Raw genomic sequence first — 13,135 nt, 5'->3', positions numbered from 1 at the left:
GCATCGCTGGAAATAAAAACCTGGTGCCCTGGGAGGGACACTGCCTGATGAGGAAACCGCGCGCGACCGCTACGACAAGCGGGCCGGACGGACTGGCGCCAGCCAGCGATGTTGCGGCGATTGTCGCCGGCACGCACGGAGATCCGTTTGCGGTCCTTGGTGTCCAGGAGGTCGGCAAAGGCCTGTTTGCCCGTTGCTTCGTTCCGCACGCCGAGACCGTCACCGCCTATACGCTGACGGGCATCGAGGCTGGTCAATTGTCGAGGCGGGACGATGCCGGCTTCTTCGAAGGCAAATTGTCGATCAAGAAGCGGCAGCCGCTGCGCTATCACGCGCGCAATGCCGGCGGCGACTGGTGGCTGACCGATCCCTATTCGTTCGGCCCGGTGCTCGGACCTCTGGACGATTACTATATCGCCGAAGGGTCGCATCTCAGGCTGTTCGACAAGCTTGGCGCGCATGTCATCGAGCACGAAGGCGCCACCGGCGTGCATTTCGCCGTCTGGGCTCCCAATGCAAAACGCGTCTCGGTGGTCGGCGATTTCAACGACTGGGACGGCCGCCGCCACACGATGCGCGATCGCCGCGACACAGGCATCTGGGAACTGTTCGTGCCCGACATCGGTGCCGGGCGGCCCTACAAATACGAGATCATCGGACCCGATGGCGTCAGGCTGCCGTTGAAGGCGGACCCGTTTGCGTTCAAGTCCGAACTGCGTCCGGCCACGGCCTCGGTTGTCGCCGTGCCGCCGGCGCATGAGTGGGGCGATGAGGCGCACCGCAATTTCTGGCGCAATGCCGATCACCGCCGCGAAGCCATCTCGATCTACGAAGTCCATGCCGGTTCCTGGCAGCTTCGCGACGACGGCACGTTCCTGTCATGGGACGAACTGGCCGACCGGCTGATCCCTTATGCGGTCGAGACCGGTTTCACGCACATCGAGTTCATGCCGATCTCCGAACATCCCTATGACCCGTCTTGGGGTTATCAGACAACCGGGCTTTATGCGCCGTCTGCCCGTTTCGGCGATCCGGACGGCTTTGCCCGTTTTGTCGATGGGGCGCACCGTGCCGGCGTTGGCGTCATCCTCGACTGGGTGCCGGCGCATTTCCCGGTCGACGCGCATGGCCTGGCCCATTTCGACGGCACCGCGCTCTACGAACATGCCGATCCGCGCAAGGGCTTCCACCCCGACTGGAACACCGCGATCTACAATTTCGGCCGCCGCGAGGTGATATCGTTCCTGGTCAACAACGCGCTGTTCTGGGCCGAGAAATATCATGTCGACGGTTTGCGCGTCGATGCGGTCGCCTCGATGCTCTACCTCGACTATTCGCGCAAGGCCGGCGAATGGATCCCCAACGAGAAGGGCGGCCGCGAGAACCTCGAAGCGGTCTCTTTCCTGCAGAAGATGAACAAGGAGGTCTACGGCCACCATCCAGGTGTGATGACCATCGCCGAGGAATCGACCTCATGGCCGAAGGTCTCGGCGCCGGTGCATGAAGGCGGGCTGGGCTTCGGCTTCAAGTGGAACATGGGCTTCATGCACGACACGCTGGAGTATTTCGCCAAGGAGCCGATCTTCCGCAAGCACCACCACAACGACCTGACCTTCGGCCTGACCTACGCCTTTTCGGAGAATTTCGTGCTGCCGCTCTCGCATGACGAGGTCGTGCACGGCAAAGGCACGCTGCTGGGCAAGATGGCCGGCGACGACTGGCAGAAATTCGCGACCTTGCGGGCCTATTACGGCTTCATGTGGGGCTATCCCGGCAAGAAGCTCTTGTTCATGGGGCAGGAGTTCGCGCAGCGCCGCGAATGGAGCGAGGCGCGCGCGCTCGACTGGAACCTGCTCGATTTCCGCCCGCATCGCGGCGTCTGGCAGACGGTGCGCGATCTCAACTATCTCTATCGTTCGCGCCCGGCGCTGCATTGCCGCGATTGCGAGCCGGAAGGCTTTTCCTGGCTGATTGTCGACGACAGCCAGAATTCGGTTTTTGCCTGGGTGCGCAACGCGCCGGGCGGCAGCCCGGTGGCCGTCATCTCCAACTTCACGCCGGTGCCGCGCGACAATTACCGCGTGCCGCTGCCGAAGGCCGGCAAGTGGCGCGAGATCATCAACACCGACGCATCCGAATATGGCGGCTCCGGCATGGGCAATGGCGGCCTGGTCGAGGCAAGGGCGGAGGGCAAGAGCATCTCGGCAACGATGCTTTTGCCGCCGCTGTCGACGATCATGCTTGAACTCGTTGCCGACTGAGCCCGGCAAGGCCGAGCACCATGGCGAGACTTGAGTAACTTGGGAGGGTAGAAATGGCAGACTTGAAACGGACCCAGCCGCTGGCACGCGATGCCATGGCCTATGTACTGGCCGGCGGCCGTGGCAGCCGCCTCAAGGAACTGACGGACCGTCGCGCCAAGCCGGCGGTCTATTTCGGCGGCAAGACGCGCATCATCGATTTCGCGCTCTCCAACGCGCTGAACTCGGGCATCCGCCGTCTCGGCGTCGCCACCCAGTACAAGGCGCACTCGCTGATCCGCCACCTGCAGCGCGGCTGGAACTTCCTGCGGCCAGAACGAAACGAGAGTTTCGACATCCTCCCGGCCAGCCAGCGCGTCTCCGAAACGCAGTGGTATGAAGGCACGGCCGACGCCGTTTACCAGAACATCGACATCATCGAGGCCTACGGCCCGGAATACATGGTCATCCTGGCCGGCGACCACATCTACAAGATGGATTACGAGCTGATGCTTCGCCAGCACGTCGACGCCAATGCCGACGTCACCGTTGGCTGCCTCGAAGTGCCGCGCATGGAAGCGACCGGTTTCGGCGTCATGCATGTCGACGGCAAGGACAACATCATTGCCTTCGTCGAAAAGCCCGCCGATCCGCCTGGTATACCCGACAAGCCCGAGTTTGCCCTCGCCTCGATGGGCATCTACGTCTTCAAGACCAAGTTCCTGATGGAACAGCTGCGCCGCGATGCCGCCGAGCCTGGTTCGAGCCGCGACTTCGGCAAGGACATCATCCCCCATATCGTCCAGCACGGTAAGGCGATCGCCCACCGCTTCGCCAAGTCCTGTGTCCGCTCGACGATGGAAAACGAGGCCTACTGGCGCGATGTCGGCACGGTCGACGCCTATTGGGAAGCCAATATCGACCTGACCGATATCACCCCGGAGCTGGACCTCTACGACCGCGACTGGCCGATCTGGACCTATGCCGAGTTGAAGCCGCCGGCAAAGTTCGTCCATGACGAGGATGGCCGCCGCGGCTCGGCTGTTTCTTCACTCGTGTCGGGCGACTGCATCGTTTCGGGCGCTTCGCTGAAACGCAGCCTGATCTTCACCGGCGCGCGCATCAATTCCTATTCGACGCTGGAAGAGGTCGTCATGCTGCCCGACGTTCATGTCGGCCGGAACGCAAAGTTGAAGCGCGTCGTCATCGACCATGGTGTTAGGATACCGGAAGGGCTGGTCGTCGGCGAAGACCCCGCTCTCGACGCCAAGCGTTTTCGTGTTTCCGAAAAGGGCATCTGCCTAGTCACCCAGGACATGATCGACAAGCTGAAACTCTAGAGCAATTCCACGCGAATTGCTTAGAAACAAAGAATTGGACAGGATCGGACCATAAACGCATGCAGGTTCTGTCGGTCACGCCCGAGATATTCCCGCTGATCAAGACCGGCGGGCTTGCCGACGTGACCGGCGCGCTGCCCATAGCGCTCGCCGCCAAGGGCGTGACGATGCGCACGCTCATTCCCGGCTTTCCTGTGGTGATGGATGCCTTCAAGAAAAAGAAGGCCGTCTACCAATATCCGCTGCTGCAGGGCGGCAAGGCTTCGGTCCACGCCGTCCAGATTGCCGGGCTCGAGCTGTTCGTGCTCGACGCGCCGCATCTCTTCGACCGTCCCGGCGGGCCCTACGGCAATGCTGCGGGCGCCGACTGGCCGGACAATTGGAGGCGCTTCGCGGCACTCAGCCAGGTTGGCGGTGATATCGCCGGCGGCGCCATCTCCGGCTACCAGCCTGATATCGTCCATGCCCATGACTGGCAGTCGGCGATGACGCTGGCCTATATGCGCTACGGCAAGGCGGTCGGCGTCCCGTCTATGATGACGGTCCACAATCTCGCCTTCCAGGGCCAGTTCGGCGCCGGCATCTTCGGCGAACTCGGTCTGCCGGCGGTTGCGATGGCGCTCGACGGCGTCGAATATTATGGCGGCGTCGGCTTCCTCAAGGCTGGCCTGCAGGCGGCGTGGGCGATCACCACGGTGAGCCCGACCTATGCGCAGGAAATCTGCTCGCCGGAATTCGGCATGGGTCTCGACGGCCTCATCAACATGCGCTCCAGTGATCTCTACGGCATCGTCAACGGCATCGACACCGCCATCTGGGATCCGCAAACCGACAAGCATCTGGTGTCGAACTATACAGCCGCCACGCTCAAGGCACGGGCACCGAACCGGGCAGCCGTGGAGGATCGCTTCGGCCTCGACCGCGACGACAGCCCGATGGTCTGCGTCATCAGCCGGCTGACCTGGCAGAAGGGCATGGACATATTGGCCACCGTGGTCGACGGCATCGTCGCGACCGGTGCACGGCTGGCCATACTGGGCTCGGGCGATGCCGGACTGGAGGGCGCGTTGCTTGCCGCCGCCGCACGCCACCGCGGCCGCGTCGGCGTGGTCGTTGGCTATGATGAGGGGCTGTCGCACACCATGCAGGGCGGCTGCGACGCCATCATTATCCCGTCGCGCTTCGAACCCTGTGGACTGACCCAGCTATACGGTCTGCGCTATGGCTGCGTGCCGATCGTTGCCCGCACCGGCGGCCTGGCGGACACGGTCATCGATGCCAATGAGGCCGCAGTTTCTGCTGGCGTCGCCACCGGCTTTCAGTTCGCGCCCAACAATGGCATTGCCATGCTGCACGCCATCCGCCGTCTCGTCGACGCACATGCCAATCCGGTGATCTGGGAATCGCTGCAGCGCCAGGGCATGAAGGCCGATGTGTCATGGGACAAGAGCGCGGAAAAATATGTCGAACTCTATCGCCTGCTGCTTTCGAAAAGGGTTGCCTGAAGCATGATACGGACCGTTCCCACCAAACCCTATTTAGACCAGAAGCCCGGCACGTCGGGACTGCGCAAGAAGGTGCCTGTGTTCCAGCAGGAGCATTATGCCGAGAATTTCATCCAGTCGATCTTCGATGCGCTCGACGGCTTCAAGGGCAAGACGCTGGTGATCGGCGGCGACGGCCGCTTCTACAACCGCGAGGTTATCCAGAAGGCGATCGCCATGGCCGCCGCCAACGGCTTCGGCAAGGTGATGGTCGGGCAGGGCGGCATATTGTCGACGCCCGCCGCCTCGCATGTCATCCGCAAATACAAGACCTTCGGCGGCATCATCCTGTCGGCAAGCCACAATCCCGGCGGCCCGCATGAGGATTTCGGCATCAAGTACAATGCCGGCAATGGCGGCCCGGCGCCGGAAAAGCTGACCGACGCGATCTTCGAAAAAACCAAGGCGATTGCGAGCTTCAAGACCGCAGACATCGATCCGATCGACATCGACACGATTGGCACCGTCAAGGCCGCAGGCATGACGGTCGAGATCATCGATCCGGTCGCCGACTATGCCGAGCTGATGGAAAGCCTGTTCGACTTCGACGCGCTGCGCAAACTGTTCAAGTCGGGCTTCCGCATGCGCTTCGACGCCATGCACGCGGTGACTGGTCCCTACGCCAAGGAAATCCTCGAAAACCGCCTCGGTGCGCCCAACGGCACCTGCCGCAACTTCAAGCCGCTGCCGGACTTCGGCGGCCATCATCCGGATCCGAACCTTGTCCACGCCAAGCATCTCTATGACGAGATGATGGGACCGGACGCGCCGGATTTTGGTGCCGCTTCCGACGGCGACGGCGACCGCAATCTGATCATCGGCAAGGGCATTTTCGTCACCCCGTCGGATTCGGTGGCGATGCTCGCCGCCAATGCCCGCCTGGCGCCCGGCTACAAGGACGGGCTGAAGGGCATCGCCCGCTCGATGCCGACCAGTGGTGCGGCCGACCGCGTCGCTGAAAAGCTCGGCATCGGCATTTATGAAACGCCGACCGGCTGGAAGTTCTTCGGCAATCTGCTCGATGCCGGCATGGCGACGATCTGCGGCGAGGAGAGTGCCGGCACCGGCTCCAACCATGTGCGTGAGAAGGATGGCCTATGGGCAGTGCTGTTGTGGCTCAACATCCTTGCGGCGCGCGGCGAGAGCTGCAAGCAGGTCGTCACCGAGCACTGGGCGGCCTATGGGCGCAACTACTATTCGCGCCACGATTATGAGGAGGTCGAGAGCGACCGCGCCAACGCGCTGGTCGACGAACTCAGGGCCAAGCTCGGCTCTTTGCCCGGCACCAGCGTACGCGGCCTGAAGATCGCCAAGGCCGACGATTTTGCCTATCACGACCCGGTCGACGGCTCGACCAGCGAGCATCAGGGTATCAGGGTGCTGTTCGAAGGCGGCTCGCGCGTCGTCTTTCGGCTTTCCGGCACCGGCACGTCGGGCGCGACGCTGCGCGTCTATATCGAGCGTTACGAGCCGGACAAGGCGAGGCACGATCTCGACACCCAGGTAGCACTCGCCGACCTCATCGCCGCCGCCGACGACATTGCAGGGATCAAGAGCCACACCGGCCGCAACAAGCCGAGCGTGATTACTTGAGGGTGGTGGATAGGGCTCCCCCTTCTCCCCTTGTGGGGTCCGAAGGACGGGGCGTGACCCGTGGCTCGCCCCCGGGCGGTGGATCGGCGCGTAGCGCCGAGACGGATGAGGGGTGCGTGACGGATCGCATACCTTGGAGTTTGTCCGAAACGCCAATCCTTTCGTCATCCACGGGCGGAGCAAGGAGCGTAGCGACGCGGCGCAGACCCGAGGATCCATGCCGGGACATCAAGGCGTTGCCACGGCGCAGAATTCTGCTCCGCCGCGCACGTCGGTCAAGGTCACGGCATGGATCCCAGGGTCTCCGCGACGGAGCTTCGCTCCTGCTTCGCCCTAGGATGACGAAGTCGGGGAAGGCTCAGCCAATCTTCAACGTTTACAATACCCGACAAGGCTCGCACCCTTGAACCAACTCGGCGCCACCGTCACTCCCGAAGGCATCCGCTTTGCCGCATGGTCCTCAGCCGCGAGACGCCTCTGGGTCTCGATCTTCGACGGGCAGGGCAACCGAGAACTCGACCGGTTGGAACTGAAGCCGGAAGGCGAGGGGGTGCATGCGCTCTTCGTCTCAGGCCTCGCCGCCGGCACCCGCTATGGCTTCCGCGCCGATGGTGATTATGCGCCCGAGCGCGGGCTTTGGTTCGATCCCGACAAGCTGCTGAGCGATCCCTACGCCATCGAAATCGATCGCCCCTATGCCTATCACTGGCGGCTCGCCGCGCGGCGCAATGAGGGCGCCGACACCGCGCCGCTGATGCCAAAGACCGTGGCAAAGGCCTTGCCAATAGCGGCACCCGTGCTACCGGCGCTTTTCCGCCCGGGCGGTGTCATCTATGAGCTGAATATCCGCGCCTTCACCAAGCTGCATCCGGATATTCCGGAAGCGCAGCGCGGTACGATCGCGGCACTTGCTCATCCTGTCATCATCGAGCATCTCAAAAAACTCGGCGTGTCAGCCGTCGAACTGATGCCGGTGACGGCATCGATCGACGAGCGGCATCTGCCGCCGCTGGGCCTGAGCAATGCCTGGGGCTACAATCCCGTGACCTTCATGGCGCTCGACCCCCGGCTTGCACCGGGCGGGCTGGCGGAATTGCGCGACACGGTCGCCGCGCTGCGTCAGGCCGGCATCGGCACCATCCTCGATCTCGTCTTCAACCACACCGGCGAAAGCGACCGGCTGGGGCCGACGCTGTCGCTGCGCGGCCTCGACAATCAGGCCTACTACCGGCATCTGCCGGATGGCAGGCTGGTCAATGACACCGGCACCGGCAACACCGTCGCCTGCGATCACCCGGTGGTGCGAGACATGGTGCTCGACACGCTTCGCCACTTTGTCCGCCATGCCGGCGTCGACGGCTTCCGCTTCGATCTGGCGCCGGTGCTGGGCCGCGTCGAAGGAGCATTCGATACCCAGGCGCCGTTGTTGAAGGCGATGCACGAGGATACGCTGCTGGCCGATCGCGTCTTGATCGCCGAGCCCTGGGACATCGGGCCGGATGGCTACCAGCTTGGCAATTTTCAGCCGCCCTTTCTCGAGTGGAACGATAGATATCGCGACGATGCCAGACGTTTCTGGCGCGGCGATGCCGGCGCGGTGGGAGTGTTGGCGACGCGGCTTGCCGGCTCGTCCGACGTGTTTGCCAAGGCAGGTCAACCGGCCAGCCGCACGGTCAATTTCATCGCCGCCCACGATGGCATGACGCTGGCCGACATCGTCCGCTACGAGCGCAAGCACAACGAAGCCAATGGCGAGCAGAACCGCGACGGCCACAATGAGAACCTGTCGTGGAACAACGGCGTCGAGGGCGATGCGGACAGTGCGGCGATCATCCGCGACCGCTTCGACGACCAGTGCGCGTTGCTTGCCACGCTGTTTGCCTCGCGCGGCACCATCATGCTGACCGCGGGCGACGAGTTCGGCCGCACCCAGAAGGGCAACAACAACGCCTATGCGCAGGACAACGCCATCACCTGGCTCGATTGGGCAGGCCGCGACCAGGCGCTGGAGCGCTACGCATCGGCGCTCGGCATGCTTCGTCGTGCCGTCCCCGCTCTGTCGGACACGCATTTCCTGACAGGAGAGCCGACCGAGGCTTCTGGCATCGCCGACGTCGCCTGGTTGACCGAGACCGGCATGCCGCTTGCCGAGACGGACTGGAACGACCCCGCCCGGCACCGCCTCGTCATGCTGCTCGGCGATGCCGGCGGCGGCCGCCTTGCCGTCATCGTCAACGGCGATCGTCGCCAATGCGTCTTCACCTTGCCCGCGCGGGAAGGGTTCCGATGGCAGCCGGCGATCGACACGCAGCCGATCGACCTTGCGAGGCCGCTGCCCGGTCGCAGCGTCAATTTCATGGCAGAGCATCGGATCGAAAAGTGGCAACCGGTTTTCGGTGAATCCGATGCGAAAGAAAATAGTTCGCGTCGGGTCGCAAAGGGCCGCGCCGGGAAGGGTTCGTAATGGCCGACAACAATGCCAGCCCTTGGGCCGACCCGGAGGCGGAGCAGGCGACTGAATGGTGGCGCGGCTGCGTCATCTATCAGGTCTACCCGCGTTCCTATCAGGACACGACCGGTGACGGCAGCGGCGATCTCAAGGGCGTCACGGCAAGGCTAGCCCACATCGCCTCGCTCGGCGTCGATGCCGTCTGGCTGTCGCCCTTCTTCAAGTCGCCGATGGCCGACATGGGCTACGACGTGTCGGATTATCGCGATGTCGATCCGATGTTCGGTTCGCTGGAGGATTTCGACGCTCTGGTCGCCGAGGCGCACCGGCTCGGCCTGAAAATCGTCATCGACCAGGTGCTGTCGCACTCATCCGACAAGCACGAATGGTTCATCGAAAGCCGCGCCAGCCGCGACAATCCCAAGGCTGACTGGTACGTCTGGGCCGATACGAAGCCCGATGGCAATGCGCCCAACAACTGGCTGTCCGTCTTCGGGGGCCCGTCCTGGGAGTGGGATTCGACCCGCCGCCAATATTACATGCACAATTTCCTCGCCTCGCAGCCCGATCTGAATTTCCACAATCCGGAGGTCCAGGATGCACTGCTGGACACGGTGCGCTTCTGGCTCGAGCGTGGCGTCGACGGCTTCCGGCTCGACACCGTCAATTATTATGTCCACGACCGCTGGCTGCGCAGCAATCCGCCTCTGGCGTCGAGCGTCGCCGGCACCAATGGCGAGACCAACACCTATCTTTACCAGGAGCATCTGTTCGACAAGACGCAGCCGGAGAACCTGGCTTTTCTCAGACGCTTCCGAGCGCTGCTCGACGAGTATCAGGACCGCGCCGCCGTCGGCGAAATCGGCGATGAGGGCCGCTCGCTGCAGACGCTGGCCGCCTACACCGCCGGCGGCGACAAGCTGCATATGTGCTACACTTTCGATCTGCTCGGCGCGCAGTTTTCGGCGGCGCATGTGCGTGGTTGTGTCGAGGCCTTCGAACATGCGGTCGCCGACGGCTGGGTCTGCTGGGCGTTTTCCAACCATGACGTGGTGCGCCATGTCAGCCGCTGGACAAGGCCGGACGGCGATGCCGACGCGGTGGCCAAATTCTCGATCATGCTGCTCGCCTGCCTGCGCGGCTCGATCTGCCTCTACCAGGGCGAGGAACTCGGCCTGGAGGAGGCGGAGCTTGCCTATGAGGATCTGCGCGATCCGGTCGGCATCCGCTTCTGGCCGGGCGTGAAGGGGAGGGATGGCTGCCGCACGCCGATGGTTTGGGAGGCCGGCGCCGACAATGCGGGTTTCTCAACGGGCAAGCCCTGGCTGCCGGTTCCCACCAGCCATCGCGCCCGCGCCGCCGATCTACAGAACGGCGACGAGCAATCGGTGCTGTCCGCCTACCGTTCAACCCTCGCCTTGCGCAGGCGCCATCCAGCGCTGGTCAGCGGTTCGATCCGCTTTCTCGATGCCGAGGGCGACGTGCTCGCCTTCATCCGCGGAGGCGGCGGGCAGAGGCTGCTCTGTGTCTTCAATTTCGCTGGAGAGCCGGCGAATTGGCCGTTGCCCGGGGATATCGGAGCTGTCGCGCCTGTCCTGGATGGCGGCGCTGTTGTCGAGGAAGAGGCGCTCTCGCTGCCGGCTCTCGGTTGCTTCCTTGGTCGGCTCTACTGAACCAGCACGGCGCGTCCGCAGGTCGCCCCGGTGACACGCACGTCGGCCTGGCCGACACCGACACCCAGGGCGGACAGCACATTGTAGAGCAAGTCGTCGACGGGCGCCGTCACGGTGTTGAGCAGGGTCACCACTGCGGGTTTGACCGTTCCGAGCAGGGCGGTGAGATCGATGCCGAGACCAAGCAGGTTGGCCGAAAGCGACAGGTTGTTGACCAGCGACGTGGTGAGCGACTGCGAGATGTTGCGCGTCGAAACGGTCTTGATCGTCTTGTTGGCGATGTCGGTCGCGTTGAAGGTCAGGGTCTGCGGGCTGTTGTTGGTGATCGCGGTCGCGGCCGAACCCATCACCTGGATCAGCGGGATGTTGATCAGCAGCAGATGGAGGCTGACATCCGCGATCTCGGCGTCGGTGAAGGTCTGCGGCTGGCTGAAATCGGCAAAACCGGAGGGATTGTTGCTGTTGGCGAGGTTCAACTGGGCAATACCCGGGTGTGCGGCGATGGAGACGCTGATGCTGGAAGGCCCCGTCGGGCAGGTGATGTCGGTCAGTTTGGCTTCGGCATAGGCGACTTCCACATTGAGCGGCAGATTGACGGCCAGCAGGCTGATGCCGCCGCCGAGGCCGGGCGTGCCGACACCGACGGAGGCCGTCAGTTTGATGCGCGTCTGGGCCGTCCGCACGGTGGTGCCAATGCCGTCGATCGCCAGCCAGGGCGAGGATTGCGCCGGCTGGCCAATGGCGATGGCGAGCTGGGTGTTGAGCAGCCCCGGGATGGTGGCGCCGAGATTGATCGCTGCCTGGTTGGTGCCGTTCGCGAGCACGGCGGCGGCGGTCAGCATGCCCATGGCGCTTGCGTCGACGCCGAGGCCGGTCGGCTGTTGCCCGAGGCCCAGGCTGCCGACGGAACCGAGGTCGACAAGACTGCTGAGCGGGATCTTGACCGTGCTGGTCGACTTGGTGGCGATGGTCTGCAGGGCGACCTTGGCCGTGTTGCCGAGGCCGGGAACGTTGGCCATGGCAGTGGCGATCTGGCCGACGGTCGCCTTCGAGGCCAGCACGTCCGAATAGGTGCCGGCCGTGATGTTCAGCTGTGTGCCGAGCGCACTGATGAAGGAAAGCACGCTGACGTCGGCCGAGATCAGCCCGTTATAGTCCATGACACTGAGCGAGATGTTGCCGCCGAGAAGCCCGCTCAGAAGAGCGTTGAGGATGCCGCCATTGACGCTGAGCAGTCTCGATCCGACCGAGAATGTCGCCTGCGGCGTCATGCTGGCCGTGGCTTGGGTACCGATGACCGGACTGGGGATGAGCGAGCTGGCGAAATAGCGGGCGGGGATTTTCGTCAGCGTGACACGCACCGCGTTATAGGGCGTCACACCCGCCTGGAAGCGCTGGGTGACATTGGTGGTCGTCGAGGCATATCGGCCCTGCGTGACCGTCACCACGGTCTTTCCGACAGCCGGGGCAATGGTCTGGCCCGAAGCTTGAACGACGACACCCGGCATGCCGTTGTCGGTGAGCGTGGTGACGACCGCCGTGTTGACATTGTTGATGTTCGAGGCTGCGGTGATCGCCGCCAGGTCGACCATCGCCTGGGCTTGCCGGCGCTCGCCGTAGATTGAGGCCTCGTCGATGGCCACCGCGGCCAGCGCCAGCGCGACCGGCGCGCTCAGTGCGGTCATGACGGCGAAGTTTGCTTTCCTGTCTCCCACCATCGACCGTGCAAGCCGGCCGATGCCCTTGCCCGCACGCTGCAGCATTAGATACCTCCGACCCTGATCGTTGACTGGCGCGTGATCGTGGTCCCCGGCATCGCTATGCCCGGGAACAGATTCCAGATCGGCAGGTTGCGGGCATCGTACGAGATGGACACCACGAACTGGCTTCCATCGGCCACGCTGTCATTGGCCTGGTAGGTCAGTTTGCTGGCGTCCACGAACGGGTAGCCGCCGGCATTTGTGGTCAGGTAGCTGGCCACCAGTGTCTGCCGCTCGGTCTGGTTCAATCCGGCTATGGCCGTCCGGGCGGCATCGGCCGCGATCTGCTGGATCGAGTTGGCGGCGCCAAAGTAGATGCCGTATGCAACCATTCCGAGCAAAAGGAGGATGAAAAGCGGTGCTAGCAGGGCGAATTCGACCGCCGAGGTTCCCGAATTGTCTGTTCGGAACGCGCTCCTTCGGACCCTGGAAATGAGGTTCTGAACCATGATATCAGCATGCCAAAGTTCGCATGCAGAAAGCGAAAACTCCGGGCGCAACCTGAGGATGCACGCGATTGAAAATGCCGCTCTAAT

Annotated in this window: 8 protein-coding genes; 6 read left to right on the top strand and 2 right to left on the bottom strand. The window is 63.6% G+C overall.

The features are described from left to right. The first annotated feature begins 47 nt into the window (after positions 1 to 47). The 6 genes from glgB (at position 48) to bglA (ending at position 10,839) form a co-directional block, all read left to right on the top strand. Positions 48 to 2,261, top strand: coding sequence for a 1,4-alpha-glucan branching protein GlgB (gene glgB, locus AC0V7N_RS29720; protein WP_475451750.1), 2,214 nt, complete (start codon positions 48 to 50; stop codon positions 2,259 to 2,261). Positions 2,262 to 2,314: 53 nt separating this feature from the next. Then, the gene (glgC, locus tag AC0V7N_RS29715) at positions 2,315 to 3,580 is read left to right on the top strand and encodes a glucose-1-phosphate adenylyltransferase (RefSeq protein ID WP_475451749.1); all 1,266 of its coding nucleotides are present in this window, start codon (positions 2,315 to 2,317) and stop codon (positions 3,578 to 3,580) included. Positions 3,581 to 3,639: 59 nt separating this feature from the next. Then, positions 3,640 to 5,085: a glycogen synthase GlgA gene (gene glgA / locus AC0V7N_RS29710; protein ID WP_475451748.1), complete on the top strand. Its 1,446-nt coding sequence runs from the start codon at positions 3,640 to 3,642 to the stop codon at positions 5,083 to 5,085. A 3-nt stretch (positions 5,086 to 5,088) separates the two neighbouring features. Beyond that, on the top strand, positions 5,089 to 6,717 hold the full coding sequence (locus tag AC0V7N_RS29705; RefSeq protein ID WP_258584841.1) for an alpha-D-glucose phosphate-specific phosphoglucomutase: 1,629 nt from the start codon (positions 5,089 to 5,091) through the stop codon (positions 6,715 to 6,717). 403 nt (positions 6,718 to 7,120) lie between these two features. After that, positions 7,121 to 9,181 (top strand): glycogen debranching protein GlgX, encoded by a 2,061-nt coding sequence (gene glgX, locus AC0V7N_RS29700; protein ID WP_475451747.1) that lies wholly within the window; start codon positions 7,121 to 7,123, stop codon positions 9,179 to 9,181. Continuing rightward, entirely contained in the window at positions 9,181 to 10,839 is a 1,659-nt protein-coding gene (gene bglA, locus AC0V7N_RS29695; RefSeq protein WP_475451746.1) for a beta-galactosidase BglA, read from the top strand. The genes glgX and bglA overlap by 1 nt, the downstream gene beginning before the upstream one ends. On the opposite strand, the gene AC0V7N_RS29690 is transcribed toward bglA, so the two are convergent. Further along, positions 10,833 to 12,602: a Tad domain-containing protein gene (locus tag AC0V7N_RS29690; RefSeq protein WP_475451745.1), complete on the bottom strand. Its 1,770-nt coding sequence runs from the start codon at positions 12,600 to 12,602 to the stop codon at positions 10,833 to 10,835. The genes bglA and AC0V7N_RS29690 overlap by 7 nt on opposite strands. Then, the gene (locus AC0V7N_RS29685) at positions 12,602 to 13,048 is read right to left on the bottom strand and encodes a TadE/TadG family type IV pilus assembly protein (RefSeq protein WP_475451744.1); all 447 of its coding nucleotides are present in this window, start codon (positions 13,046 to 13,048) and stop codon (positions 12,602 to 12,604) included. The genes AC0V7N_RS29690 and AC0V7N_RS29685 overlap by 1 nt, the downstream gene beginning before the upstream one ends. Positions 13,049 to 13,135: the final 87 nt, after the last annotated feature.

The organism is Mesorhizobium kamtschaticum, assembly GCF_056174585.1.
Note: the sequence above shows the minus strand (reverse complement) of the source record. Positions and strands in the feature narration are given on the sequence as shown.

Bases quoted from the DNA above. Each gene is read 5' to 3' on its own strand.
- bglA (WP_475451746.1), top strand. From the start codon at position 9,181: ATGGCCGACAACAATGCCAGCCCTTGGGCCGACCCGGAGGCGGAGCAG.
- AC0V7N_RS29705 (WP_258584841.1), top strand. From the start codon at position 5,089: ATGATACGGACCGTTCCCACCAAACCCTATTTAGACCAGAAGCCCGGC.
- glgB (WP_475451750.1), top strand. From the start codon at position 48: ATGAGGAAACCGCGCGCGACCGCTACGACAAGCGGGCCGGACGGACTG.
- AC0V7N_RS29690 (WP_475451745.1), bottom strand. From the start codon at position 12,602: ATGCTGCAGCGTGCGGGCAAGGGCATCGGCCGGCTTGCACGGTCGATG.
- AC0V7N_RS29685 (WP_475451744.1), bottom strand. From the start codon at position 13,048: ATGGTTCAGAACCTCATTTCCAGGGTCCGAAGGAGCGCGTTCCGAACA.
- glgA (WP_475451748.1), top strand. From the start codon at position 3,640: ATGCAGGTTCTGTCGGTCACGCCCGAGATATTCCCGCTGATCAAGACC.
- glgC (WP_475451749.1), top strand. From the start codon at position 2,315: ATGGCAGACTTGAAACGGACCCAGCCGCTGGCACGCGATGCCATGGCC.